This window comes from Amycolatopsis stemonae (assembly GCF_054781455.1).
In genome coordinates, this window is record NZ_BAAGUJ010000020.1 from 15,548 (window position 1) to 41,130 (window position 25,583).

General features: G+C 73.1%; 24 protein-coding genes. 13 read left to right on the forward strand and 11 right to left on the reverse strand.

All coding sequences use genetic code 11. The annotated features are described in order from the left end of the window. Nucleotides 1-11 precede the first annotated feature (11 nt). Nucleotides 12-1,253 (reverse strand): helix-turn-helix transcriptional regulator, encoded by a 1,242-nt coding sequence (locus tag ACYVLJ_RS42445; protein ID WP_460442940.1) that lies wholly within the window; start codon nt 1,251-1,253, stop codon nt 12-14. A 135-nt stretch (nt 1,254-1,388) separates the two neighbouring features. Between ACYVLJ_RS42445 and ACYVLJ_RS42450 the strand changes: the two genes are divergently transcribed. Both ACYVLJ_RS42450 and ACYVLJ_RS42455 read left to right on the forward strand, forming a co-directional pair. Continuing rightward, on the forward strand, nt 1,389-2,474 hold the full coding sequence (locus ACYVLJ_RS42450; RefSeq protein ID WP_460442941.1) for an S-(hydroxymethyl)mycothiol dehydrogenase: 1,086 nt from the start codon (nt 1,389-1,391) through the stop codon (nt 2,472-2,474). Beyond that, nucleotides 2,471-3,094 (forward strand): MBL fold metallo-hydrolase, encoded by a 624-nt coding sequence (locus ACYVLJ_RS42455; RefSeq protein ID WP_451983693.1) that lies wholly within the window; start codon nt 2,471-2,473, stop codon nt 3,092-3,094. The genes ACYVLJ_RS42450 and ACYVLJ_RS42455 overlap by 4 nt, the downstream gene beginning before the upstream one ends. A 4-nt stretch (nt 3,095-3,098) precedes the next feature. On the opposite strand, the gene ACYVLJ_RS42460 is transcribed toward ACYVLJ_RS42455, so the two are convergent. Together ACYVLJ_RS42460 and ACYVLJ_RS42465 are read right to left on the reverse strand one after the other, a co-directional pair. Next, nucleotides 3,099-3,830, reverse strand: a complete 732-nt coding sequence (locus tag ACYVLJ_RS42460; protein WP_451983695.1) for an ANTAR domain-containing protein — start codon at nt 3,828-3,830, stop codon at nt 3,099-3,101. A gap of 218 nt (nt 3,831-4,048) precedes the next feature. After that, nucleotides 4,049-4,438, reverse strand: coding sequence for an HPF/RaiA family ribosome-associated protein (locus ACYVLJ_RS42465; protein WP_460442942.1), 390 nt, complete (start codon nt 4,436-4,438; stop codon nt 4,049-4,051). Nucleotides 4,439-4,735: 297 nt separating this feature from the next. Between ACYVLJ_RS42465 and ACYVLJ_RS42470 the strand changes: the two genes are divergently transcribed. The 7 genes from ACYVLJ_RS42470 to ACYVLJ_RS42500 are packed head-to-tail and all read left to right on the forward strand — an operon-like array spanning nt 4,736 to nt 11,736. Beyond that, nucleotides 4,736-5,545, forward strand: a complete 810-nt coding sequence (locus ACYVLJ_RS42470; protein WP_460442943.1) for an endo alpha-1,4 polygalactosaminidase — start codon at nt 4,736-4,738, stop codon at nt 5,543-5,545. Further along, nucleotides 5,545-6,813 carry an ABC transporter substrate-binding protein gene (locus ACYVLJ_RS42475; protein WP_460442944.1) on the forward strand — a complete coding sequence of 423 codons (1,269 nt, stop codon included), beginning with the start codon at nt 5,545-5,547 and terminating at the stop codon, nt 6,811-6,813. The genes ACYVLJ_RS42470 and ACYVLJ_RS42475 overlap by 1 nt, the downstream gene beginning before the upstream one ends. A 9-nt stretch (nt 6,814-6,822) precedes the next feature. Further along, entirely contained in the window at nt 6,823-7,725 is a 903-nt protein-coding gene (locus tag ACYVLJ_RS42480) for a carbohydrate ABC transporter permease (RefSeq protein WP_460442945.1), read from the forward strand. Beyond that, complete coding sequence (locus ACYVLJ_RS42485; protein ID WP_451983705.1) at nt 7,722-8,594, forward strand: carbohydrate ABC transporter permease; 873 nt, start codon at nt 7,722-7,724, stop codon at nt 8,592-8,594. The genes ACYVLJ_RS42480 and ACYVLJ_RS42485 overlap by 4 nt, the downstream gene beginning before the upstream one ends. Before the next feature lie 2 nt (nt 8,595-8,596). Continuing rightward, the gene (locus ACYVLJ_RS42490; RefSeq protein WP_460442946.1) at nt 8,597-9,535 is read left to right on the forward strand and encodes a carbohydrate kinase family protein; all 939 of its coding nucleotides are present in this window, start codon (nt 8,597-8,599) and stop codon (nt 9,533-9,535) included. Further along, nucleotides 9,532-10,842: an alpha-glucosidase/alpha-galactosidase gene (melA, locus tag ACYVLJ_RS42495; RefSeq protein WP_460442947.1), complete on the forward strand. Its 1,311-nt coding sequence runs from the start codon at nt 9,532-9,534 to the stop codon at nt 10,840-10,842. Before ACYVLJ_RS42490 ends, melA begins: the two co-directional genes overlap by 4 nt. 18 nt (nt 10,843-10,860) lie before the next feature. Further along, nucleotides 10,861-11,736, forward strand: a complete 876-nt coding sequence (locus ACYVLJ_RS42500; protein WP_460442948.1) for an SIS domain-containing protein — start codon at nt 10,861-10,863, stop codon at nt 11,734-11,736. Between the two features lie 7 nt (nt 11,737-11,743). On the opposite strand, the gene ACYVLJ_RS42505 is transcribed toward ACYVLJ_RS42500, so the two are convergent. Together ACYVLJ_RS42505 and ACYVLJ_RS42510 are read right to left on the reverse strand one after the other, a co-directional pair. Beyond that, nucleotides 11,744-12,025: a hypothetical protein gene (locus ACYVLJ_RS42505; RefSeq protein WP_460442949.1), complete on the reverse strand. Its 282-nt coding sequence runs from the start codon at nt 12,023-12,025 to the stop codon at nt 11,744-11,746. Further along, nucleotides 12,022-12,873: a 3-hydroxybutyryl-CoA dehydrogenase gene (locus ACYVLJ_RS42510; RefSeq protein ID WP_460442950.1), complete on the reverse strand. Its 852-nt coding sequence runs from the start codon at nt 12,871-12,873 to the stop codon at nt 12,022-12,024. The genes ACYVLJ_RS42505 and ACYVLJ_RS42510 overlap by 4 nt, the downstream gene beginning before the upstream one ends. A gap of 107 nt (nt 12,874-12,980) precedes the next feature. Here ACYVLJ_RS42510 and ACYVLJ_RS42515 point away from each other — a divergent pair, with 107 nt between their 5' ends. Both ACYVLJ_RS42515 and ACYVLJ_RS42520 read left to right on the forward strand, forming a co-directional pair. Further along, nucleotides 12,981-13,625, forward strand: a complete 645-nt coding sequence (locus ACYVLJ_RS42515) for a TetR/AcrR family transcriptional regulator (RefSeq protein ID WP_460442951.1) — start codon at nt 12,981-12,983, stop codon at nt 13,623-13,625. 49 nt (nt 13,626-13,674) lie between these two features. Then, nucleotides 13,675-17,049, forward strand: coding sequence for a TM0106 family RecB-like putative nuclease (locus ACYVLJ_RS42520; RefSeq protein WP_460442952.1), 3,375 nt, complete (start codon nt 13,675-13,677; stop codon nt 17,047-17,049). 6 nt (nt 17,050-17,055) lie between these two features. Here the strand turns inward: ACYVLJ_RS42520 and ACYVLJ_RS42525 are convergent, their stop codons facing one another. Genes ACYVLJ_RS42525 through ACYVLJ_RS42535 form a run of 3 tightly spaced genes read right to left on the reverse strand, consistent with a single transcriptional unit; the run spans nt 17,056 to nt 19,327 of the window. Next, nucleotides 17,056-18,258, reverse strand: a complete 1,203-nt coding sequence (locus ACYVLJ_RS42525) for an RNA polymerase sigma factor (RefSeq protein ID WP_460442953.1) — start codon at nt 18,256-18,258, stop codon at nt 17,056-17,058. Next, nucleotides 18,255-18,608, reverse strand: coding sequence for a YciI family protein (locus tag ACYVLJ_RS42530; protein ID WP_451983889.1), 354 nt, complete (start codon nt 18,606-18,608; stop codon nt 18,255-18,257). The genes ACYVLJ_RS42525 and ACYVLJ_RS42530 overlap by 4 nt, the downstream gene beginning before the upstream one ends. 5 nt (nt 18,609-18,613) lie before the next feature. Next, entirely contained in the window at nt 18,614-19,327 is a 714-nt protein-coding gene (locus ACYVLJ_RS42535; protein ID WP_460442954.1) for a dihydrofolate reductase family protein, read from the reverse strand. Nucleotides 19,328-19,553: 226 nt separating this feature from the next. Between ACYVLJ_RS42535 and ACYVLJ_RS42540 the strand changes: the two genes are divergently transcribed. Continuing rightward, nucleotides 19,554-20,867 carry a GH25 family lysozyme gene (locus ACYVLJ_RS42540; RefSeq protein WP_460442955.1) on the forward strand — a complete coding sequence of 438 codons (1,314 nt, stop codon included), beginning with the start codon at nt 19,554-19,556 and terminating at the stop codon, nt 20,865-20,867. Between the two features lie 23 nt (nt 20,868-20,890). Next, complete coding sequence (locus ACYVLJ_RS42545) at nt 20,891-21,631, forward strand: D-Ala-D-Ala carboxypeptidase family metallohydrolase (RefSeq protein WP_460442956.1); 741 nt, start codon at nt 20,891-20,893, stop codon at nt 21,629-21,631. A gap of 49 nt (nt 21,632-21,680) precedes the next feature. On the opposite strand, the gene ACYVLJ_RS42550 is transcribed toward ACYVLJ_RS42545, so the two are convergent. The 3 genes from ACYVLJ_RS42550 to ACYVLJ_RS42560 all read right to left on the reverse strand — a co-directional run bounded on the left by ACYVLJ_RS42550 (nt 21,681) and on the right by ACYVLJ_RS42560 (nt 25,511). After that, a complete protein-coding gene (locus ACYVLJ_RS42550) occupies nt 21,681-22,646 on the reverse strand; it encodes a helix-turn-helix domain-containing protein (RefSeq protein WP_460442957.1) in 966 nt (321 codons plus the stop codon). A 146-nt stretch (nt 22,647-22,792) separates the two neighbouring features. Further along, on the reverse strand, nt 22,793-23,857 hold the full coding sequence (locus ACYVLJ_RS42555) for a class I SAM-dependent methyltransferase (RefSeq protein ID WP_460442958.1): 1,065 nt from the start codon (nt 23,855-23,857) through the stop codon (nt 22,793-22,795). Nucleotides 23,858-23,984: 127 nt separating this feature from the next. Further along, on the reverse strand, nt 23,985-25,511 hold the full coding sequence (locus ACYVLJ_RS42560; RefSeq protein WP_460442959.1) for a long-chain-fatty-acid--CoA ligase: 1,527 nt from the start codon (nt 25,509-25,511) through the stop codon (nt 23,985-23,987). Nucleotides 25,512-25,583: the final 72 nt, after the last annotated feature.

The window sequence follows — 25,583 nt, forward strand, 5'->3', positions numbered from 1 at the left end:
ACCGGCCGTCGTCAGCTCGCCGTGATGCCCGACGCCATCGCGAGAGCCGCCGCTTCGCCGCGCGAGCCGACGTCGAGCTTCTTCAGCACGCCGGCCACGTGGAACTTCACCGTGCTCTCGGCGATGCCGAGCGCTGCCGCGATCGCCTTGTTGCGCCGGCCGCGGGCCACCAGCCGCAGGACGTCGAGCTCGCGGGGGTTCAGGTCGCCGAGGGCCGCCTCCTCGGGGCGGTCCGGCCCGCCCTCGAGCGGCACCTCGACGGTGACCCGGCTGCCCCAGCCCGGGACCGCGTCGATCTCGACCGTGGCGCCGAGGGTCTTCGCACGGCCCTCCAGCTGCGCGCGCAGGCTCGCCGCGTCGAGCTGACCGGACTCGCGGTCGCGGATGTCGAGGCGCAGCGTCGTTTCGCCGCTCGCCCAGGCGATCCGGAGGCGGGTCAGGTCCGGCTGCGCGGTGAAGGCGAGCACCGCGGTGCACGTCATCGCCCGGGCGGCGTGGGCGATCTCGCCCGGCAGCGGCCGCCCGTCCTTCGCCGGCCCGGCGAACTCCGGGTCCGCGTCGTGGTGCCGCAGCAGCTGCCGCACCTCGCGGCGCAGCCGGGTGAACGCGGCCTGCGCCGGTTCTTCGGAATGGGCGAGGTCCGCCTGCTGCGCCGAGCGCAGGGCCAGGAGCGCGGCCGACGCGGAATCGGTCGCGGCGAGGCGCGCGCGGTGGTCGTCCAGCCGGCCGGAGCGCAGGGTGGTGAGGATCGTGGCGAGCGCGGCTTCGTGCGCGGCGGCCATCTCCGCGATCGTGCGCGCGCGTTCGCTGGAGGCCGCGCGGGACTCGGCGAGGTAGTCGGGGCTCGCCTGCGTGACCTGCTGGCGGATGGACGTCGCGACGAGGCCGAAGAGCGCGGCCAGCGCCTCCGGCCGCGGGAAGCGGGTGCGGCCGGCGCGCGGCACGAGCACCAGCAGCGTGCCGGCCGGGTCGAGGACGGCCCAGACCGGCCGCGCGGCGCCGCCGAAGGTGGCGGTCGCCGCCCGCTGCCGGCCGGGTTCGAGCAGCGCCTTGACCGCCTCGAGCTCGGCGATGGTGACCTTGTCCGTGATCGCCCGGTCGCCGGTGACCTTGCGGGGCCGGCCGGTGCACTCCAGGGTGAAGATGACCAGCGCCCGGTGCGGCCAGTCGTCGGCGAGCAGCCGCGAGAACCGGCCGGCGATGTCGCGCAGCGGCCCGTCGACGACCTCGCGCAGGGCGGTCAGGGTCTCCATCCGGCCAGCTTAACCCGGCCGGAAGACGAGGTTCGCCCCGTCATCCGGTCAGGTCGCGGCTGAGCCGGCCGGGCTTACCCTCGCGGGAGGCATGCGGTGTCGTGCATGCCTTTTCACGAGCGGAGGAAGCCAGGAATGCCACAGCAGGTGCGCGGGGTCATCGCCCGGTCGAAAGGTGCTCCGGTCGAGCTGACGGACATCGTGATCCCGGACCCGGGCCCCGGCGAAGTGGTCGTGGACATCGCGGCCTGCGGGGTCTGCCACACCGACCTGACCTACCGCGACGGCGGCATCAACGACGAGTTCCCGTTCCTGCTCGGCCACGAGGCCGCCGGGACGGTCGAGAGCGTCGGCGAAGGCGTCACCACCGTGCGGCCGGGGGACTACGTCGTGCTGAACTGGCGTGCCGTGTGCGGGCAGTGCCGGGCGTGCCGGCGCGGGCGTCCGCAGTACTGCTTCGACACCTTCAACGCGTCGCGGAAGATGACGCTGACCGACGGCACCGAGCTGACCCCGGCCCTGGGCATCGGCGCGTTCGCGGACAAGACGCTCGTCCACGCGGGACAGTGCACGAAGGTCGACCCGGCCGTGGACCCCGCGGTGGCGGGGCTGCTCGGCTGCGGGGTGATGGCCGGACTCGGCGCGGCGATCAACACCGGCGGCGTCGGCCGCGGCGACTCGGTGGCGGTCATCGGCTGCGGCGGCGTCGGCGACGCGGCGATCGCGGGTGCGCGGCTGGCCGGCGCGACCACGATCATCGCCGTCGACCGCGACGAGCGGAAGCTCGCGTGGGCGAAGGACCTCGGCGCCACGCACACCGTCGACGCCTCGGGCACCGACGCGGTCGCCGCGATCCAGGAGCTGACCGGCGGCTTCGGCGCGGACGTCGTCATCGACGCGGTCGGCCGCCCGGAGACGTGGCAGCAGGCGTTCTACGCCCGCGACCTCGCCGGAACCGTCGTGCTCGTCGGCGTCCCGACGCCGGACATGCGCCTGGAGATGCCGCTGCTGGACTTCTTCTCCCGCGGCGGCGCGCTGAAGTCGTCCTGGTACGGCGACTGCCTGCCCGAGCGCGACTTCCCGATGCTGATCGACCTGCACCGGCAGGGCCGCCTGCCGCTGGAGAAGTTCGTCACCGAGCGCATCACGCTCGACGACGTCGAGAAGGCGTTCCACACCATGCACGAGGGCGAAGTGCTGCGTTCGGTGGTCGTCCTGTGACGCGCATCGACCGGGTCGTGACGTCCGGGGTGTTCGCGCTGGACGGCGGCACCTGGGCGGTCGACAACAACATCTGGCTGGTCGGCGACGACCACGAGGTCGTGGTCGTCGACGCGGCCCACGACGAGAAGGCGATCACCGAGGCGGTCGGCGGCCGCACGGTGGTCGCGGTGGTGTGCACGCACGGGCACAACGACCACGTGACGGTCGCTCCGCAGCTGGGGGAGCACCTCGGCGCGCCGGTCCTGCTGCACCCGGCCGACCGGGAGCTGTGGGAGACGACCCACCCCGGCCGCGGGTTCCGGAGCGCCGAGGACGGCGAGCGGATCGCCGTCGCGGGCACCTCGCTGGAGGTCGTCCACACCCCGGGCCACTCGCCGGGCTCGATCTGCCTGCACCTGCCGGAGGCGAAGGCGCTGTTCTCGGGGGACACGCTGTTCGCCGGCGGCCCCGGCGCGACCGGACGGTCCTTCTCGAGCTTCCCGGCGATCATCGGATCGATCCGCGACCGGCTGTTCGCGCTGCCCGAGGACACCCGTGTCCACACCGGCCACGGTGACGGCACCACGATCGGGGCCGAGGCACCGCACCTGGCCGAGTGGATCGCCCGCGGGCACTAGCGAGTCACCGGCCCGCATCCGGCGTCGACACGGTCTTGACGAAGTTCTCGGCGATTTCGCGCAGTTTCGTGTTGGTCTGCTGGGACTGGGTGATCAGCCGCCGCATGGCGTCGTCGGCGTCGATGCGGTGGATGGCCATCAGCATGCCCTTGGCCTGTTCGATCACCGCGCGGGAGCTCATGGCCGTGGTGAGGTGTTCGCACTGCTCGGCGGCGCGGCGGTACCTGCGCGCGCTGCGCAGGCCGAACGCGACGAGCGTGGTGTAGACGCTGATCAGGTGGGACTCGGTGGCGGCGAAGCCGTGGTCGCCGAAGCCGAACAGGTTCAGCGCGCCGGTGAGCGTGTCGTCGACCCACAGCGGCGCGGCCAGGTAGCTGCCGACGCCGAGGGACGTGGCGTGGCGGGTGAACTCCGGCCACTCGCCGGCCGCGGCGGGCATGGACATCCGGACGACGTCACCGGACGCGGCCGCGCGCAGGCAGGGGCCGTCACCGGCCTCGTACTGACCCCGGTCGATGTCGACCGCGCGGGGGTCGGAGTGCGCGACGGTGTCGGGCTCGCCGTGGTGGATGGCGGTGATGCTCGCCATGTCGGCGTCGGGGAACGCCCGGACCGCCTCGGTGACGATGGTGTCGAGGACGCTCTGTTCACCCTCGTCGCCTTCGAGTGACTCGGTGAGGGCTTTCGCCGCGTCGCTGAGCTCGTCGAACGCGCGGGGGACGGCTGGTTCGGGCATGGTCGCTCCGTTTCTCCACTACCGGCTACGGGGAGGCCTGGTCCGGCCTCCGGCCACCGCTGTGGGCTCAACGGATCCGCGAGCAGCCTAGCTGCCGGGCCCGGCATGTTTCAGGCGGAGCGGCCCGGGCACCCCGTGCGCAGATCTGGATCTCCGCGCGCAGGGTGACGGGTCGAGGCCCCTCTGCTTCAAGCACGTGGCAGGGGGGCCGATCCCGTTCAGGCCCGCGGCTCGTCCTCGAGGACGCCGACCGGCTCCGGCTCTTCCGGTGCTGGCATGTGGCGGATGCTGTCGCTGCCCTTGTGGTCGTGGGCGCGCGAGTACCGGGAATCGAGCACCCGCCCCAGTTTCTGCGCCGCCCCGGCGTACGCGTCGTCCACCGTGGCCGCGTGGTGCGTGACCGCGACCGGCTGCTTGCCACCGGGCCGCGCCTCGATCACGCACTTCTTGTCTTCCGGCTTGCCGCCGCCGTCCTCGCTGAGGTGCACCTCCACCCGGGTCAACCACCCGCCGAACCGGGACAAGCCGCTCTCCAGGTCGGTGGTCACGTAAGCGGCCAGCCGTTCGCCGCCGTGGACGTTGTGGTCGGTGTTGACCTGGATCTGCACGAGCACCCTCCTCAGGGGGACAACGATGATCCCGGTCAGTACCCACGAAGGCCGCCGGCTCAAACCGGCCGGCCGGGATGCGCGATGTTGCCCCTTTGGCCGACTTTGGGTTCACTATCGAGCACTTGACATGCCTGGTGTTGCTCGCTTTACTGCTGGACAACGTCGGAACGGACGCCCGACGTCAGAGGTACGCCCAGCCGGTATGTCGGCCTTCGCCGCGAGCCCGGACTGAGTCGCCAGGACGCGCACGTGGTCCGAGGCGGGGTCGTGCCCCCCAACATCCGGAGTTCGAGGATGCCCTCTTCCCGCGTTCAGTTCCTCACCGGCGCCGCTTTCGCCGCCGTCGTCATGGCCGGTACCGCCTGCTCGGCTTCCGCGGCGCCGGAAACCCGGGCCGCCGTGACGCCTCCGCCGGCCAAGGCCGGGTTCGACTACCAGATCGGCGGGGCCTACACCCCGGCGCCGGAGGTTAAGGTCGTCAGCCGCGACCACACCGCCGCGCCCGCCGCCGGGCTCTACAACATCTGCTACGTCAACGCTTTCCAGGCGCAGCCCGGCGCCGAGGGGGAGTGGGGTGACCTGCTCCTGCGCGACGCCGACGGCACCGTCGTCGTCGACGAAGACTGGAACGAGGCGCTGCTCGACCTGCGGACCGCCGACAAGCGCCAGCGCGTGGCCACGAAGGTCAACGCTTGGGTGGACGACTGCGCCGCCACGGGCTACCAGGCGATCGAGCCCGACAACTACGACAGTTACACGCGCTCGCAGGGACTTCTGTCCGACACCGACGCCCAGGCCTACATCCGCCTGCTGTCCGCGCACGCCCACGCGAAGGGCCTCGCCACCGCGCAGAAGAACACCTCCGAACTCGCCGGGCAGCGCCAGGCGAACGGGCTCGACTTCGCCGTCGCCGAAGAATGCGGCGAGCAGAACAACTGCGGCGAGTACACGCCCGCGTTCGGCGACCACGTGATCGTCATCGAGTACACCGACCAGGGCCTGGCGAACGCCTGCCGCCGTTGGGGCGGGCAGCTCAGCATCGTGCGCCGGGACCACGACGTCCTGCCGAAGGGCGAAGCCGGCTACGTCCGCAAGACCTGCTGATGGACCGGCGGGGTTTCCTGCGCGGCGCCGGCGGGCTGGCGCTCGGCGCGGCCGTGGCCGGCTGCGGGTCCGCCACGGCCGGCCACGGCGGCCCGGTCACCGTCGAGGTGTGGCACGGGCAGACCGACACCGGCAAGAAGGTCCTCGACGCGCTCGTCGCCGACTTCCACCGGACCCACCGGGGCATCCGGATCGACCTCGGCGGCGGCGTGCTCGCCGACGCGATGCTGCAGAAGGTCACCGCGGCGCTCGCGTCGGGGTCCTTCCCGGACATCGCCTACGTCTTCGGCTCGGACCTGGCCAGCGTGGCGCGCAGCCCGCAGGTCGTCGACGTCACCGACCTCGTCGACGCCGGCCCCGGCTTCTGGGCGCCGGCCCGCGAGGCGGTCACCGTCAACGGCCGCGTGCGCGCGGTCCCGGCGCTGCTCGACTCGCTGGCCGTGGTGTGCAACAAGGCGTTGTTCGACAAGGCCGGGATCCCGCTGCCCGCGGCGGGCTGGACCTGGGCCGACTTCGTCGCCACCGCTCGGAAACTCACCGATCCGGCCGACGGCATCTTCGGCACCGCCTGGCCCGCCACCGGCGACGAAGACACCGTCTGGCGGATCTGGCCGATGGTCTGGGACCTCGGCGGGGACGTCATCGGCGCGGGCGGGCGCGGCATCGGGTTCGCCGACCAGGGCGTGCGGGCCCTGGAGGTGGTGCGCGACCTCGCCGCGGCGAAGGCCGTCTACCTCGACCCGAAGACCGGCAGCGAGCAGATGTACCAGGCGTTCGAGGCCGGGCACATCGGCATGGTCCCGACCGGGCCGTGGCAGCTGCCGGACATCACCGATGCCGGGATCGACTACGCGGTCGTGCCGCTGCCGAGCTTCAGCGGCCGCCCGGTGACGATCTCCGGCCCGGACACCTGGACGTTGTTCGACAACGGCGAGGAGCGCGTCCGAGCGGCGCGCACGTTCCTGTCGTGGCTGGTGGACCCGGCCCAGGACGTCCGCTGGGACGACGGTGCGGGCAGCCTCCCGCTGAGCCGGCAGACCAACGCACTGCCCGCGTGGCAAGGGAAAACCGCCGAGACACCGGGCTTGCCGGTGTTCGTGGCCGCGCTCGACCACGCCCGCGTCCGGCCGGTGCACCCGGCCTACCCCCAGGTGTCGGCCGCCGTCGGCACCGCGATCGTCGCCGTGCTGCTCGGCCGGGCCACCCCGGCCGATGCGCTGCGCGACTGCGCCGCGGCCGCGAACGCCGCCCTGATCATTCCGCGATAGGGAGCCGCCATGCCCGGATTGCCGAGGCCTCTCACCATCACCCGGCGCCACCGCGAAACCGCGGCCGCGTGGGCCTACGTCTCGCCCGCCGTGCTCATCATCGTCGGCCTCGGAGTGGTGCCCGTGGCCTGGTCGCTGCTGCTGTCCTTCCAGGCCGACGACCTCGTCACGCCCAGCCGGTTCGTCGGGCCGGACAACTACGCGGCGCTGGCCCAGGACCCGCACTTCGCGCAGGCCGTCGGCAACACGATCCTGTACACCGTCCTCTACGTCCCGCTCAGCATCTTCTTCGGCTTCCTGCTGGCGCAGGCGCTGAACCGGCGCATCCGGCTGGTGGGGGTGTACCGGACGCTCGTGTTCGTCCCGTTCGTGCTGTCGGCGACGGCCCAGGGCGTGCTGTTCTCGTTCATCCTCGACCCGCAGTTCGGCGCCGCGAACTCGCTCCTGCACCACCTCGGTGTGTCCCCGCAGGGGTTTCTGACCGACCCCGCGCAGGCCCTGCTGGTGCTGGTCGGCATCACGTTGTGGAGCGGCACCGGGTTCTGCGTCGTGGTGTACCTGGCCGCGCTGCAGGACGTCCCGCCGGAGCTGGTCGAGGCCGCGCGGCTGGACGGCGCGGGCACCTGGCGCGTGCTGCGGCACGTGACGCTGCCCGCGGTCGCCCCCGTGACGGCGTTCCTGGTGCTGTGGCAGCTGATCACGTCGTTGCAGGTGTTCGACCTGGTCTACGTGACGACCAAGGGCGGCCCGCTCGGCTCCACCACCGTGATCGTCTACTTCGTCTGGGAGCAGGCGTTCAAGAACTTCACCGCCGGCTACGGCGCGGCGGCGGCCTACGTGCTGGCGCTGGCGCTGCTCGCGGTCGTCGTCGCCGTGCGCTGGGTGCGCCGTCCGCGCAAGGCGCTGCGGTGACCGCCCGGATCGGCAGCGTGCCCGCGCCGCGCACGCTGCCCGCCCTGCGCCGCCCGCGGCTGCCGTTCAGCCCGTGGCACCTGCTGCTCGTCCCGCTCGCGCTGGTGTTCGCCGCGCCGCTGGTCTGGCTGCTGCTCAGCTCCGTGATGAGCAACGCCGAGATCAACCGGTTCCCGCCCGCGCTGTGGCCGTCCCATGTGGACTTCGCGGGTTACCGGTACGTCTTCGAGAACGCGTTGTTCGTGCGCTGGTTCACGAATTCGCTGATCGTGTCGGCGGTGACCGTGGTGTCGAACCTGCTGTTCGGCGCGCTCGGCGGCTACGCGTTCGCGCGGCTGCGGTTCGCCGGCTCGCGGGCCCTGCTCGCGCTGATGGTCGCGACGATGGCGATCCCGTTCCAGCTGACCATGATCCCGACGTTCCTGGTGATGAAGGAGCTCGGCCTGATCGACAGCCTGGGCGCGCTCATCGTGCCGTCGCTGGTGACGCCGTTCGCCGTGTTCCTGCTGCGCCAGTTCTTCCTGTCGCTGCCGCGGGAACTCGAGGAAGCCGCCTGGATCGACGGGTGCTCGCGGCTGCGGGTGCTGTTCACGATCGTGCTGCCCCTGTCGCGGCCCGCGCTGAGCACGGTGGCCGTGCTGACGTTCCTGAGCACGTGGAACGACCTGACCTGGCCGCTGATCGCGGTCAACCACGACACGGTCTACACGCTGCAGCTGGGGCTCACCACGTTCCAGGGCCAGCACCACACGAACTGGGCCGCGGTGATGGCCGGCAACGTGATCACCGTGCTGCCGGTGCTGCTCGCCTTCCTCGGCGCGCAGAAGACGTTCATCCAGTCCATCACCTCCAGCGGACTCAAAGGCTGACGATGTCCCGATTCGACCTGCTCGTGGTCGGGGACGCCAACCCCGACGTGATCGTCGGTCCACTTCGGACCGATTTGGTGTTCGGCCAGCGGGAACAGCTCACGCCGTCGGGCACGCTCGCCCTCGGCGGCTCCGGCGCCATCACCGCCGCCGGCGCCGCCCGGCTGGGGCTGACGGTCGCCATCGCCGGGCGTGTCGGCGACGACGCCGGCGGCCGGTTCGTCCGCGCCGCCCTCGAAGAACGCGGCGTCGACACGGGAGCGCTGCGGACCGACCCGGACCTGCCGACGCCGTTGACGACCGTGCTGACCCGCGACGGCGACCGCGCGATCGTCACCGCCCCCGGCACCCTCGCCGCGACGACCGCGGCCGACGTGCCGCCGGAGCTGCTGGCCGCCGCCCGGCACGTCCACGCGTCGTCGTACTTCCTGCTGCCGAAACTCGCTCCCGAACTCCCGGCCCTGCTGCGGACGGCCCGCGCGCACGGCGCGACGACGTCGGTCGACACCAACGACGACCCGTCCGGCCGCTGGGCCGTCGGAAACCTGCTGGCGTCGACCGACTACCTGCTTCCCAACGCCGCGGAGGCCGTCCGGCTGGCGGGGGTCCGCGGCTCGCGCGAGGCCGCCGCGGTGCTCGCCGCCCGCGGGCCGGTCGTGGTGGTCAAGGACGGCGCCGACGGCGCTTTCGCCTGCCACGACGGCGAATTCGCCTTCGCGCCCGGAATCCCGGCCGAGGCGGTCGACACCGTCGGCGCCGGGGACAGCTTCAACGCCGGCTTCCTCGCCGGCGTCCTGGCCGGGCTGCCGCTGGCGACGGCGCTGCGCTGCGGCGTCGTCTGCGGCGGCCACTCCGTGCGCCGCCGCGGCGGCACGGCCGGCCAGGCCACGTGGGACGACGTCCTCGTCCACCTCGAACGCACCGGATCGGACCGCGCATGACCGTCCCCAAGATCACCTTCGTCGGCGCCGGGAGCGTCGTGTTCACCCAGGGCCTGCTGGCCGACCTCTTCACCTATCCGGAGCTCGACGGCGTGCACGTCGCCCTGCACGACATCGACGAGCAGCGGCTGGCGACCGCGCTCGCGGCGGCCCGGCGGATCGCCGGCGTGCGCGGCGTGAAGCCGGTGCTGACCGCGCACGCGGACCGCCGGGAAGCCCTGGCCGGCGCGGACTTCGTCGTGAACATGGTCCAGATCGGCCTGCGCGAGGCGACCCGCGTCGACTTCGAGGTCCCAGCTCGCTACGGCCTGCGCCAGACCATCGGCGACACCCTCGGCGTCGGCGGGATCTTCCGCGCGCTGCGGACGTTCCCGTTCCTCGCCGGGCTGGGCCGCGACATCGCCGACGTCTGCCCCGGCGCGTGGCTGCTCAACTACACGAACCCGATGGCGATGAACGTCCAGTACCTGGCGGAGGCGACCGGGCTGACCCGGGTCGTCGGGCTCTGCCACTCGGTGTACTGGACCGTGCACGGGCTCGCCGAGCTGGTCGGCGTGCCGTTCGAGGAGGTCGCCTACGTCGCCGCGGGCGTCAACCACCAGGCCTGGGTGCTGCGCCTCGAACATCGTGGCAGCGACTTGTACCCACGGTTGGCGGAGCTGGCCGCGACCGACGCGGAGCTGCGGCGGCGCGTCCGGTTCGACATGTTCCGGCGGCTCGGCTACTACCCGACCGAGACCAGCGAGCACTCCGCCGAGTACGTCCCCTGGTACCTCGGGCACGACAGCGAGGTCGAGCGCCTGCGGCTGCCGATCGGCGCCTACCTGGACATCGTCGCGGAGAACGAAGCCGAGTACGAACGCACGCGCCACGCGATCGCGGCCGGCGAACCGCTGCCCGTCGAGGGCACGAACGAGTACGCGCCGCAGATCATCCACAGCATCGCCACCGGCACGCCGCGCACGGTGTACGGCAACGTGGTCAACCGGGGCCTGATCGAGAACCTGCCGTCCGGCGGCGTGGTCGAGGTGCCGTGCCTGGTCGACGGCACGGGTGTCCGCCCGACCTGGATCGGCGCGCTGCCGCCGCAGCTCGCCGCGCTGAACCGGACGTACCTGAGCGTCAACGACCTGGTCGTCCGCGCGGCGATCGAAGACGACCCGCGCCACATCCGCCACGCCGCGATGACCGACCCGGCCACTGCGGCCGCGCTGCCGGTCGAGCGGATCTGGGACCTGTGCGACGACCTCGTGCGCGCCCACGGCGACCGCCTCCAGCCCGCCCTCCGCGCCGTCCTCGGCCACTGAAACCCCTCTGGGAGAACGATGTCCTACACGCTCGACGAGATCACCAGCCAGCCCGCCTGCTGGGCGCGCGTCCTGGAGGAATTGCCGGCGCACGCTCCCGCGCTGCCGGAACCGGGGGAGCGCGTCGCGGTGATCGGCTGCGGCACGTCGCTGTTCATGGCCCAGAGCTACGCGGCTCTGCGCGAAGGGGCGGGCCAGGGCCTGACCGACGTCTTCGCGGCCTCGGAGGCGAAGCTCGACCGCGCGTACGACCGGGTCCTGGCGATGACCCGCTCAGGCACGACAACCGAGGTCCTGACGGCGCTCGCCCGCGCCCGCACCCGGATCACGACGATCACCGCGGTGGCGGATTCACCGGCGGCTCGCGCGTCCGACGACGTCGTCTGCCTGCCGTACGCGGACGAGCGTTCGGTGGTGCAGACCCGGTTCCCGACCACGCAGTTGCTGCTCTTGCGGGCACACCTGGGTCTTCCGGTCGAGCGTGCGCTGGCGGACGTCACGCGGGCGCTCACCGAGCCGCTCGACCCGTCGCTTCTGGCGGCGTCGCAGATCTCGTTCCTGGGCGAGGACTGGCACGTGGGCCTGGCGAACGAGGCGGCGCTGAAGGTCCGCGAGGCCGCGGCCTGGTGGACGGAGTCGTACTCGGCGATGGAATACCGCCACGGCCCGATCGCGGTCGCGGCCCCGGGGCGAGCGGTCTGGAGCCTGGCACCCCTCGGCGATGATCTGGCCGGCCGCATCTCGGCGGCGGGGAGCTATCTGCGGCAGGCGACGGTGGACCCGTTGGCGGAGCTGGTGGCGGTCCAGCGGCTGGCGGTCGCGCTGGCGGAGCGGGAAGGCCGCGACCCGGACCGGCCCGCCCACCTGACGCGCTCGGTGGTCTTGGCGAGCTAGCGCGAGCTCAGCCGGCCGCTTTCGGCCACCGGGCGGAGCGGCTGCCGGGCCGGGAGAGGGCAGCGGCGTCCCAGTCGCGGGCGTCGAGCCTGCGTGGCGCCTCGCGGATCCGCCGGACCGGCGGATGGCCGCGCTTGACGAGGGTGGCGTGGTAGCAGGGGCCGCAGGCGGGCACGTGCGCCGGGCTTCCCGGCAGCTGCACCGTTTTCCCGGGCTCGGCGACCCTCGTGCAGATCTGGTGCCGGTGGCCGGCCGGGGCGCAGAGGCACCCGCACTCGGTGCCCGTCACGGCTGGTCGTAGGTGTGGAAGCCGCGGCCGGTCTTGCGGCCGAGCAGGCCGGCGTCGACCATGCGGGCCAGCAGCGGCGGGGGCGCGTAGAGCGGCTCCTTGAACTCTTCGTACAGCGACTCGGCGACGGCCTTGGTGGTGTCGAGGCCGATCAGGTCGGCGAGGGCCAGCGGGCCCTGCGGGTGGGCGGCGCCGCGGACCAGGCCTTCGTCGATGGCTTCGCGGGTGGCGAAGCCGGACTCGAGCATGCGGATCGCGGCGAGGATGAACGGGATCAGCAGCGCGTTGACCACGAACCCGGCGCGGTCCTGGCAGAGGATGGCCTGCTTGCCGAGCGCGTCCTGGGCGAAGGCCCGGGCGCGGTCGACGGTGGCGTCCGCGGTGAGCAGGCTGGGCACCAGCTCGACCAGCGGGAGCACCGGGACGGGGTTGAAGAAGTGCACGCCCACGACCTGGGCCGGGCGCTCGGTCGCGGTGCCCAGCTTCATGATCGGGATGGAGGAGGTGTTCGACGCCAGCACCGCGTCCGGCGCGGCGACGATCTTGTCGAGCTGGCGGAACAGCTCCGTCTTGACCGCTTCGTCCTCGACGATCGCCTCGACCACGAAGGTGCGGTCGGCCAGGTCGTCGAGGGCGTCGGTGACGCGGATCCGATGCAGGACCTCGGCGGCGGCCGGGATCTTGCCCTTCTTCTCGGCGCGGTTCAGCGAGGCTTCGAGGCGGCGGCGGCCGTCGTCCGCACGGGCGGGGTCCGATTCGACGACCACCACGTCCAGGCCGGCCCGGGCGCACACCTCGGCGATCCCCGCACCCATCTGCCCGCACCCGACCACGCCCACGCGTTCCATCGCCGCCACCTCTCTGGGACTTGATACCGTATGGACGGTACTCAGTACCGAGGAGTAGGTGTGCCGGGTATGACGACCGCCACGCCCGCGGCCGGGAGGAGAACCGGATGGCAGCCAAGGATCGACTGGTCGAGGCGGCGTTCGCGTTGTTCGCCGAGCGGGGCTACGACCAGACGACGATCGAGGACATCACCGAGCGTGCCGGCGTCGGCCGAACGACCTTCTTCCGCGCCTTCCGGACGAAGGAAGACGTGATCTTCCCCGACCACGAAGTCCTCCTCCAGGCCGTCGAGGCCCGGCTGGCCGGCTCGACGGACCGAACCGCGTTGATCGCGGTCGCCGAAGGCGCCCGGCTCGTCCTGCGGCACTACCTGGCCGAAGGGGAGCGGGCGGTGACCCGCTACCGGCTGACGCGCAGCGTCCCGGCCCTGCGGGACCGCGAAATCGCGGGAGTGCAGCAGTACCACCGGTTGTTCGGCCGGTTCCTGCACCGCTGGATGGGCGGCGGCGAGGAGACGGCGTTGCGGGCGGAGCTGATGGCGGGCGCGGTCGTCACGGCGCACAACCACGTGCTGCGCCGGTGGTTGCGCGGGCAGGCGAGCGATCCGGAGCGGGAGTTCGACACGGCGATGACGTCGACCGTGGACCTGTTCACGCGACCCGAGGACGACGACGGGACGTCGGTCGTGGTCGTCCGGACGAAGAAGGACCTCGCCGCCCTCCTCCCGGAGCTGAACCGGGTGCTGGGCTGAGCGGCGTGTTGCTCCGACCGGGTGCATCGCGGTGTAAGACTGCCTGGCGATGCTCACCCCAGCCGATCTCGCCGACCTGCTCGAATGCGAACACCGCAGCCTCTTGAACCAGGCCGTGGACCTGCCCGGCGCGCCGCGGCCGGCCGCCGATCCGGCGGCCGGGCGGCGGGGGCGTGCGGCCGCCCAGGCGATGCTGGCCCGGCTGCGCGGCGAAGGCCACGACGTCTTCGAGATCGACGCCGAGGACCCCGTCGCCGCCGCGGAAACCACGGCGGCGGCCCTGTGGTCGGGCGCGGCGGTGATCCACCGGGCCGTCCTGCACGGCGACGGTTTCTCCGGCACCGCGGACTTCCTGATCCAGGACGGCGAAGGCCGTTACGAGGTCCACGACGCGGAGCCCGCCCGGCAGGCGAAGCCCGCGGCGGTGGTGCGGCTGGTCGCGTTCGCGGACGAGCTGCGCCGGGCGGGCTGGCCGACCGGCCCGCACGTGCACCTGCGCCTGGGCGACGGCGGCACCCGGACGTTGCGCGTGGACGACTTCCGGCCCTTGGTGGACCGGCACCGGGCGCGGCTGCGTGACCGCCCGACGGCGCTGCCGACGCCGCTGTGGGCCGACGAACGCCCGGCCTGCGCCGGCTGCGGGTACGCCCGCCACTGCGCGTCGGCCCGCGAAGCCGACCGCGACCTGCTGCTCGTCGCCGGGATGCGCGGCGACCAGCGCCGCAAGCTGGCCGCCGCCGGGCTGGGCTCCATCGACGCGCTCGCCGCGGCGACGCCGGGCGAGCGGCCGCGGGACCTGTCGGTCACCTCGTTCACCGCCCTGCGGGCGCAAGCCGCGCTGCAGGTGCGGCAGGACGCCACCGGCGAAGTGAGCTACGAGGTTGTCGACCCCGACGCCCTGGCCGCGCTGCCGACGCCCGCGGAAGGCGACGTCTTCGCCGACCTCGCCGGGGATCCGCACGCGCTGGCGGGCGAAGGGCTGGAGTTCCTCTTCGGTGCACTCACCCCCGGCGACGAGCGGCGGTTCACGCCGTTCTGGGCGCACAGCCGGGCGCAGGAGAAGCAGGCTTTCGAGGAGTTCGTGGACTTCGCCGCCGCGCGGGTCGCCGAGCACCCCGGCTCGCACGTCTACCACTACGGGCCGTACGAGGTCACCGCTATCAAGCGGCTGGCCGCCGTGCACGGGACCCGCGAGGAGACCGTCGACCAGCTGCTGCGCGGGGGCGCGCTGGTGGACCTGCACACCGTGGTGCGCAAGGCGTTGCGCGTCTCGCAGCGGGCCTACGGGCTCCGGCAACTCGAGCCGCTCTACCGGCCCGGTACGCGCGAGGGCGACGTGAAGACCGCGCTTTCGGACGTCGAGGCGTACGAGGAGTACCTCCTGCTCGCGCGGTCCGCCGAGCCGGGCCGCGCGGACGAGGTCCTGCGCGGCATCGCCGGCGAGAGCGAAGAGGACTGCGTCTCGGCGCTGCGGCTGCTCGAGTTCCTGCACCAGGTGCGGGCCGACGCGGGCATCGAACTCGCGGCCCCGGCGGAGGAATCGCCCGAAGACGCGCTGCTGCGCCAGGCCGAAGAGGACGTCGCCGCCGAGCGCCGGGCCGAACGCGCCGCCCGGCTGGCCGCGCTGGTCGACCCGCTGCTCGACGGCCTGCCGGACGACCCGGCCGGGTTCACCGCCGACGAGCGGGCCCGCGCGCTGCTCGCCGCGGCGGTCGGCTACCACCGCCGCGAGACGAACCCCGCGTGGTGGGAGTACTTCCGGCAGCTGGCCGCCCCGCTCGGCGACCTCGAGGTCGACACCTCGTGCACCGTGCCGGTGTCCCTGGAAGCGGGGGAGTGGGTCCCGCCGGCCGGGCGCGTCCGCACGGCGAAGCGGACCCTGGTCCTGGCGTGCGACCCGGACCGGCCGCACCCGTTCGCGCCGGGCGACGAGGTGCGGCTGCGCTACGACGGCGTCACCCGGGACGCCAAGGTCGCGTCCGCGTCGGCGGTGGAGCTGACGCTGGAGGAGAGCTGCCCGCCCGACGCCACCACCGCCGACCGGCCGTCCGCGGTGCTGCCCGGCAGCCCGGTGCGGCCGTCGCCCAAGGACGAGGCGGTCGCCGACCTCGCGCAGCTGGTCGTCGACGCGCTCCCGGTGCTGCCGCGCCACCCCGGCGTCGACCTGCTCCGGCGGACCCCGCCACGGCTGCGCGGCGGAGCGGCCCTGCCGGAGCCGGGCGGAGACCTGATCGCCGCGGTGATCGACGCCGTCGAAGCCCTCGACGGCTCGACGCTCGCGGTCCAGGGACCGCCGGGGGCGGGCAAGACCTTCCTGGCCGGGAAGCTGATCGCGCGGCTCGTGCGGGCCGGGCACACCGTCGCCGTCACCTCGACCAGCCACAAGGCCGTGGAAAACGTGCTCAGCGCGGCGAAGAAGAGCGCGCCCGGGCTGCCGTGCGCCAAGCGCGCGAAGCGGACGCCGGACCCGGACGCGCCGTGGGAACAGCCGAAGAGCAACCCGGCGCTGGTGAAGTGGCGGGAAGAGCACGGCACCGGGCACCTCCTCGGCGGCACGGCGTGGACGTTCGCCAACGCCGCGATCCGGGAGGAACCCTTCGACCTGCTGATCATCGACGAGGCCGGCCAGTTCGCCCTCGCCGACGCGCTGGCGGTGTCGACGTGCGCGAAGAACCTCCTGCTGCTCGGCGATCCTCAGCAGCTCCCGCAGGTCGTGCAGGGGACGCACCCGGCGGGCGCGGAAGCGTCGGCGCTGGGCCACCTGATCGGCGAGGCCGACATCATGCCGGCCGACCTCGGCTACTTCCTCGACGAGACGCGGCGCATGCACCCCGCGGTGTGCGAGCCGGTGTCGAAGCTGTCCTACGCCGGCCGCCTGCACGCCCACGCGTCGGCCGCCGAGCGCGCGCTCGAGGACGTCCCGGCCGGGCTCTACCTGGCCGAGGTCGACCACCACGGCAACACGACCCGCTCGGTGGAGGAGGCCGCGGCGGTCGTCGACATCGTCACGGCCCTGGTCGGTCGCATGTGGACGGACCACGGCGTCTCCCGGGCGCTGGCCGACACCGACATCGTCGTCGTGGCGCCGTACAACCTGCAGGCGCGCACGGTGACCCGGGCCTTGGAAGGCGCCGGGTTCCCGGGCGTGCGGGTCGGCACGGTCGACCGCTTCCAGGGCCAGGAAGCGCCGGTGGTGATCACGACCATGACGTCGTCCTCGGCCGTCGACCTGCCCCGCGGCCTCGACTTCCTGTTGTCCCGCAACCGGTTGAACGTCGCTCTGTCGCGGGCGCAGGTCCTGGCGGTCCTGGTGTGCTCGGCCAAGCTGGTGGAGGCGGACATCCGCACGGTCGACCAGATGCGGCTGGTGGCGGGCATGATCGGCCTGCTGGGTGGCGCGCGGCCCTGGCCCGCCGGGCGTTGAGACCCGTCACCCCAGCCGCGCGGCGCGGGTCAGGAGGTGGCGCCGCTCGGGTTCGCTCGTGGTGCGCCGGGCCGCCTCCTGGTAGCTGGCGCGGGCCGCGTCGTGGTCGCCGGCCAGCTCCAGCAGGTGGGCCCGCACGGACACCAGGTGGTGGGACGCGGAGACGCGCTCGTCGGCCGAAAGGGCGTCGAGCAGAGCCAGCCCGGACGCGGGGCCGTGGACCTCGGCGACCGCGACGGCCCGGTTGAGCGTCACCGTCGGGTTGGGGGCCACGCGCTCCAGAACCGTGTAGAGGGCCAGGATCTGGCGCCAGTCGGTGGCTTCGGCGGTGGGTGCCTCGTCGTGGACGGCGGCGATGGCGGCCTGGAGCTGGTACGGGCCGATCGGGCCCTTCGCCAGCGTTTCGGTCACGAGGGCCACGCCTTCGGCGATGGCTCCGGCGTCCCAGAGCGTCCGGTCCTGCTCGCTCAGCGGCACCAGCGAGCCGTCCCGCGCCGTGCGGGCCGCGCGGCGGGCGTCGGTCAGCAGCAGCAGGGCCAGCAGCCCGGCCACCTCGCCGTCACCGGGGACCAGCCGGTGCAGCTCGCGCGCCAGCCGGACGGCCTCCGCGGTCAGCTCGGCCCGCACCAGCCGTGTCCCCGACGTCGCCGTGTACCCCTCGTTGAAGACGAGGTAGACGACCTGGAGCACGACGCCCAGCCGGTCCGCCTGCTCGGCCGGCGGGGGCAGGGCGAAGGTCGCCCCGGCCGCCTTGATGCGGTGCTTGGCCCGGCTGATGCGCTGCGCCATGGTCGCCTCGGGCACGAGGAAGGCCCTGGCGATCTCGGCGGTCGACAAGCCGCCGACGGCCCGCAGGGTCAGCGCGACCTGCGACGGGGGCGTCAGCGCCGGGTGGCAGCACAGGAACAGCAGCGTGAGGGTGTCGTCGTCGCCCGGAGCGTCGCCGGCGGGCGGCGTGCGGAAGGCGTCGGCCTCCTCCCGCCGGCGGCGCGCCGCCTCGCTGCGCACCTGGTCGGCGAGCCGCCTTGACGCCACGGTCACCAGCCAGCTCCGGGGGTTGTCCGGCCACCCCTCCACCGGCCACTGCGCCGCGGCCGCCACCAGCGCCTCCTGGACGGCGTCCTCGCAGGCGTCGAACTGCCCGTAGCGGCGCACCAGCACGCCGAGCACCTCCGGGACCAGCCGCCGGACGGCCTGCCAGTCGCTCACGGCCCGACGTCGGCCTCGTGCATGAGCGGCCGGACCTCGACCCCCCAGTGGCGCGCCGACGGGTTGCGAGCCGCGATCTCCAGGGCCCGGTCCAGGCTGTCGCAGTCGACGATCGTGAAGCTGCCCAGGAACTCCTTGGCTTCGGCGTACGGGCCGTCGGTCACCACCGGCGTCCCGCCGGCGACCCGGACCAGCTTGGCGTTCACCTGGTCGGCCACGCCCCAGGCGCCGACCAGCTCACCCGACTCGAACAGCTCCTGGTTGAGGGCGTCGGTCTCGCGGATGAGCTCGGCGAGCGCCTCCGCGCCGATCGACGTGAACGCTTCCTCGTTGCCGTAGATCAGCAGCATGTACTTCACCGCTCGCTCCTCTCGCCGACCAGCTCGCCGCTGGCGCCGCGGTCGTCCAGCACCAGCTTCGACCGCCCGCTGACGGTATAGCGGATGTGCGTGACCCCCGGCGACTCGACGACCCGGACGGGGACCAGTTCGATGCCGTCCGCCGCGCCGAGGCCGAGGCCGGCGTCGAACAGGCGCTGGCCCTCGCCCAGCAGCACCGGGGCGATGTGCAGCTCGAACTGGTCGAGCAGCCCCGCGGCCAGCACCTGGCGCAGGAGCTCCCCACCACCGGCCACGGCGACGTCCTTGTCCCCGGCGGCCTCGCGGGCCAGCTCGATCGCCCGCTCGGGCCCTTCGGTGACGAACGTGAACGAGGTGCCGCCCCGGCGTTCCAGCACCTCCCGGGGACGGTGGGTCACGACGAACACCGGCGCCCGGAACGGCGGCTCCTCGCCCCAGGGCACCTCCCCGGCGTCGAACATGCGCCGGCCCATGACGTAGGCGCCGGCCGCCGCGAACGTCTCCGCGACGATCTCCGAGTCGACCGACGGCTCGCCGCCGGCGAAACCCTGCCGCTCGCGCCAGGCCATGGCGTCCACGGCCCAGCGGGTGACGCGGAAGAACCCGGGGGCCTCGGGTCCCCGCATCCAGCCGTTCACCTCCTTGGCGGCCCGTGGTCCGGTGTAGAAGCCGTCGAGGGACACCGACATCTGCGCGGTCACCTGGGTCATCGGCCGTGCTCCTTTTCGGGTGGGCGGCTCCGTCCGGCCGCCGGTGCCCCTCAGTCGGAGCGGGCCGGCGGTTCTCGACACGCGCCGGCGAAGAAAATCCCGGACGTCCCAGCGGCGTCCCACCGGGGTGGCGTTTCCGCTGGTCCGGTGGGGTGGGACCGTCCCGGCGTCCCGAGTCGACCGCGTACCCGCGACCGATCGGGTCGCCCCTGCCAGCCTCCTCGCCATGCAGAAACTCGCTTTGGCCGTCGCGATGCTGCTGGTGCTCCCCGCCGCGGCCGCGGTCGCGGCCGAACCCGTCCCGGTGTGCGGTCACACCGGCTCCCAGCCCACCCTGGCCCAGGGGGCGACCGGCACGGCGGTCGTCGAAGCCCAGTGCGAACTGAACCTCGCCACCAAGGCGAGCCGGTACACGCCCCTCGGCGCGGACGGCTCCTTCGGCCCGGCCACCGACGCCCGGGTCCGCGTGTTCCAGCGCTGCGCCGCGGTGAGCGTGGACGGTCAAATCGGGCCGAACACGTGGGCCGCGCTGAACTCGTGGGCCGCGCGGCCGCGCAAGTGCGCGACCCAGGGCACCTCGGACGCCGCGCAGAGCGTCGTGTGCGGCCATTCCACGGCGCGTCCGACGCTGCGGAGCGGCTCCACCGGCACGGACGTCAAGGAGCTCCAGTGCCGGCTGAACCTCGCCATGGAGCCGGGCCACTACCCGCCGCTGACGGTCGACGGGAACTTCGGCGACGGCACCCGCACCCGGGTGATCCAGTTCCAGCACTGCGTCAACGCGAGCGCGGACGGCGTCGCCGGGCCCGCCACCTGGGCGAAGGTGACCGACTGGTCCAGCCGCAACGCCTACTGCGTGCCGCCGAAGCCCGCCGGGCACCCGGTCGACGGCGTCGACACGGCGAAGTACCAGCACCCCGGGGGCGCGGCGATCGACTGGGGCGCGGTGAAGGCCTCCGGTGTCGACTTCGCGACCGTCAAGGCGACCCGCGGCCTCAACGTCACCGACGAGTACCTGGCCACGGACCTGCCCGCCGCCCGCGCCGCCGGCCTGGCCGTGGGGCCGTACCACTTCTACACGGGCACCGCGGCGAACACCGGCGCCGCGCAGGCCGACCGGTTCGTCGCCGCCGTGAAGGCCACCGGCTACACCGGCAAGCGCGCCGGCGACCTGCCGCCCGTGTTCGACCTGGAGTGGAAGGACGACGGCTCCGGCGGCTGCCCGCCGTACGTCACGGTCGCCGACGCCAAGGCGTGGCTGGACAAGGTGGCCGCGGCGTTCGGCCGGACCCCCGTCATCTACACCCAGAAGTCGTTCCTGGACGCGTGCCTGGGCGGCACCACGGCGCTGTCCGCGTACCCGATGCAGCTCGCCGACTACCGCCAGTCCGTCACGCAGCCGGCGCTGCCCGTCGGGTCGAAGACGTGGCTGATGTGGCAGTACACCGACGCGGCCATCCCCGACGGCATCCCCGCGCCGGCGACCGGGGACGTCTTCAACGGCACCCAGGCCGACCTCGACCAGCTCGCCAACCGCTGAATCCCCGTCAGGAAAGGACAAGTATGAGTCTCCCCATGAGCCGCCGCACGGTGCTGCGCGGCGCGGCCGTGATCGGCACCGCCGCGGTGGCCGGCCCCTTGCTGCTGGCCGGCACCGCCCAGGCGTACCCGTGGTCCCGCACGCTCGTGCAGGGGAACACCGGCGCCGACGTCACCGAGCTGCAGATCCGCGTCGCGGGCTGGGCGGCCGACCACGCGAGCCAGAGCCGCGTCTCGATCGACGGCGAATTCGGCCCCGGCACCGCGGCGGCGGTCCGCCGGTTCCAGGCGGCCTACGGCCTGGGCGCGGACGCGCAGGCCGGCCCGGCCACCCAAGCCGCGCTCAACGCGCTGGAGCAGAGTGACGGGTCCACCGCACACTTCGACTTCAGCGAGTTCACCGACCGGGTCAGCGGCACCTTCAACGGCGGTAAGGTCAGCGCGGCCACCGCCAAGGAGAACGCCCGCCGCTGCATGTACAAGCTGGAGGCGCTGCGCAAGAAGCTCGGGAACACGCCGATCACGGTGAACTCCGGGTTCCGCAGCATCGCGCACAACGCCGAGATCGGCGGGGCCGCCGACAGCATGCACCTGTACGGCACCGCGGCCGACCTGGACGTGCCGGGCGTGGCCAACAAGACCGTCTACCAGAAGGCCGAGACCTGCGGGTTCTCCGGCCTGGAGACCTACAACACCGACCACCAGCACGTCGACAGCCGGGCCGACCTCGGCCGCTCGTGGTGGTGGGAGAACGGAACGGTCTGACCGGCGGCCGCGGGTCTGACGCCGGAAACCCGCGCGGGGGTTTCCGGCGTCAGCGCGCGGTGTTCTGCAGAGCCGCCGAGCAGGACGGCCAGTCGTGGAAGTCGTGGTCGACGCGCCACAGGCGGTGCGCCGCGTCGATGTTCCAGACCGGGTCGAACGCCTGGCGGGGCGTGCCGCCCAGGTCCAGCAGGCGGGCGTCGGAGATCTGGAAGACCCCCCAGTTGCGGCTGCCGTTCGTGTTCGGCAGCACCCACAGCGGATCGAGGAACGAGGCGCAGCGCGCGATCGCGACCGCCGTGTCGGGTGCTTCGGTGAACACGGCCCGGATCCGCTGCTCCACCACCGTCGTCGGCCAGCCCGCCATGCTGGTGCGGTGGTCGTACAGCGCGTTCTTGGTGGCGTCGTCGACCACGCCGCGGGCGGGCAGCCCGGCCAGCACCTGGAACGCGGTGACCCGCCGCAGCGTCTCCGGGCCGAACGAGCCGTCGACCGAGAGCCGCCCCTGGGCCGCGACGAGCAGGTTCTGCACCTCGGTGACGCACTCGTCGTGCTGGCCCATGCTCACCGGCGGTTGGCAGGCGGGGGAGAACAGCATCCGGTCGGCGTACCGGCCGACGGCGGGCTCGGACCCGTCGGCGGTGACCCAGACCAGGCCACCCGCCAGCAGGACCACGACCGCGACGGCGACCGCCAGGTACCCGCGCCGACGCGAATACCACTCGCGTCGCGACGGGGCCTCGACGTGCTCGGGTGCCACTTCGTCGACTCGCCCGGCGTCGGCCAGGGCCCACAGCTGGTGCAGTTCGCGCAGTTCGTCCGCGGACGCGCCGCAGACCTTGGCGAAGGAGTGGACCACGCGGTAGTCGGCGGGCACGCTCTTGCCCGAGCAGTACCGGTGCAGGCTGGACCCGCTGGCCCCCGCCTGCTTGCCGAGCCGCTCGTAGCCCTGTCCGCTGCGGTCCTTCAACATGCGCAGGTAGGCGGCGAACTTCTCCGCGTGCAGGGGCACGGTCACGGGTACACCTCGCTCGGGGCAGCGAATGACCGACGGAAGTTAACACCGTCCCGCCGCGAGCCGGGCGGAAACCGACGGATTGGGCCACCCGGCCGATCACGCTCGCCCGGCCGGGCTGCCCGTCGTCGGGCAGCCCGGCCCGGGCGTCACGAAGCGGTGGCGCGCTCGACGACGACGGTCGCCATCAGGGAGTGGCCGACGCCGAGCCCTTGCTGGGTCTGCTGTTCGCACGCGAACAGGGCCTTGGCCAGGGCCTTCGCCTGGTCCGCCGAGCGCAGGCCCCGGCCGTCCCCGACCGAGGCGGCGACGACGTCGTTCCACCGCCCGGCGAACGTCGCGAAGAACGCCTCGATGTGCCGCGGGGCGGGTTCGGCGGGCGGCCGCAGCCGCAGCCGCGCGGGATCGACGTCGGTGGCGCCGCGGGCGAGGTCGTTGAGCAGGGTGCGGTAGGGCGGGATCGCCGGGTTGAAGGCGAGCGTCGCGGTGTGCCGCCCGACGAGGATCGACCGGTCCGTGAAGGTCAGCCGGCTCAGCCGGGCCCGGGCCCGGGTTGCCGCCTCGACGAGGGTTTCGTCCAGCGACCGGCGGTCGTAGAAGCTCATCTGGTCGTGGATGGTTTCGGTCGCCTCTTCGAAGAAGCTCATGTTGTACGACCACCGCGTCCGGGGCCACCGCGGCGTCCATTCGATCGAGTAGCGGCCGAGCACGTCGACGATGATCACCGCGCTGTCCCGGGTTTCGACGATCTGGCGCATGATGCCGGTCAGGACGTCGGTGACCTCCTCCTGCGGGAGGTGCGAGTACGGCACGCCGCACGAGAGGTAGAGGTCGAAGTCGCCCGGAGGCAGCTCGGACCGCATGTCCGCGATGTGGAACCGCGCGGGCCGCTGTTCGTGGAGCGAGCGCGCGGTGTCGACCATGTCCGGATCGACGTCGACGCCGACGTAGTCGAGTTCGCCGTCGTCGGTGACCGGGGCGAGGCTGCCGTGCCGGTCGGTCAGCAGCGCGAGCCCGTCCCCGATGCCGCACCCGACGTCGAGCACGCGCAGCGGCTTGCCGGGTTCGGGCCGGGCCAGGGCGGCCGCGTCCCGCAGGACGCGATGGGAGACCACTTCTTCGAGCATGGTCTTGACGGGATCGCGCCGCTTCGGCGAGGTGTAGTGGGCCGTGGCGTCGCGATAGGACGTACTGGCCTGCGCGGAAGTGTTCACGCCTCGCTCCGCGCGGCCCGGTCGACGGCGGAGGCGTCCTCACGTTCCGTGTGATCGGTGATCGTCATGCCCCGAACGTAGTTCATGCCGCGGCGGGGATGGCGTGATATTCCCGCCGATTGCTGAGCTAGCGCCGCCAGAGCACGTTGGGACAATCCGTGCCTTCGGCGGCGAGCTGCCGCTTGAGGACCTTGAACGTCGAGGTGCGGGGCAGTTCCGGGACCACGCGCACGTACTTCGGCACCTGCTTGGGCCCGAGGTCCGGCTGGCCGGCGAGGAACCGGCCGAAGCCCGCGGGGTCGAAGGGCGTGCCGTCGGTGACGACGGCCGCCATCACCTGGTCCCCGGTCACCGGGTCGGGCACCGCGTACACCGCGGCGTCGGTGATCGCGGGGTGGCGCAGCAGGATTCGCTCGATCGGCGCAGTGCCGAGGTTCTCCCCGTCGACGCGCAGCCAGTCGCCGAGGCGGCCGGCGAAGTAGCAGAACCCGTCGGCGTCGGCGTAGGCGAGGTCGCCGGTGTGGAACCGGCCGCCGCGCAAGCGTTCCGCGTCGGCTCCGGGATCGTTGTAGTAGCCGGCGAACCAGCCGGGGCCCGTCGTGTTCACCAGTTCGCCGACGGCTTCCGCGGCGTTGACCAGGTGGCCGTCGCGGTCGAATTCGGCCGGCGGGCACGGCCGGCCGGTGTCCGGGTGCACGATGGCGACGTCTTCGGTCGGCCTGCCGAGCGAGCCGGGCGGGGTGTCGTCGGTGCGGGCGAAGCCGATCCCGCCTTCGGTGGAGCCGAACGCGTCGACGACCTTGCAGCCGAAGCGCTTTTCGAACGCGGCCAGGTCGGCGCTCGCGCCTTCGTTCCCGTAGACGAGGCGCAGCGGGTTGTCCGCGTCGTCGGGGCGCGGGGGAGTGTCGACCACGTAGGACAGGGGCTTGCCGACGTAGTTGGCGTAGGTCGCGCCGAACTTCCGCACGTCGGGCAGGAAGCCGGACGCGGAGAACCGGCGGCGCAGGGCGATGCCCGCGCCCGCCGCGAGCCCGACCGCCCAGCCGGCCATGACGGCGTTGGAGTGGAACAACGGCATCGTGACGTAGACCGTGTCCGATGTGGACAGTCCGAAGCGCTGGGCGAGCATCGCGCCCGGAAAGGCGATCTTGCCGTGCGTGCAGCGCACGGCCTTCGGGTCGCCGCTGGTGCCGGAGGTGAAGATCAGCATGAGCAGGTCGTCCGGCGACGCGGCGACGGGCTCGATCGGCGTGTCCCCGGACGGCCACGATTCCAGGTCCCGCACGGCGATCCCGCCGAGGTCCAGCCCGGCCAGCAGCGGCCGGTACTTCGGTTCGGCGAGCACGAACTGGCAGTCGGCGAGCCGGACGTCCCGGGCGAGCGCCTCGCCGCGCCGGGTGGGGTTGAGCCCGACCAGGACCGCGCCGGCGAACGCGCAGGCACCCAGGAGGACGGAGAACGCGGGCACGTTGTCGGCCAGGATGCCGACGTGGGGCGGTTTGCCCGGCCGCAACGCCGCGCGGAGGTCGGCCGCGCGGCACCGCGACGCCCGGACGTGCTCGGCCCACGACCACGTCTCGTCCTCGAAGCGCAGGCCGGGCCGTTCGTCGGTGGCGCGGGCCAGTAGAAGCTCGGTCACCGTCGGGACGTTCATCCGCGCCTCCTGCCGCAGAACTGAAACACGTTCTATTTCTAGCACGGGCCCGGCCGCGGCGGAACACTCGTG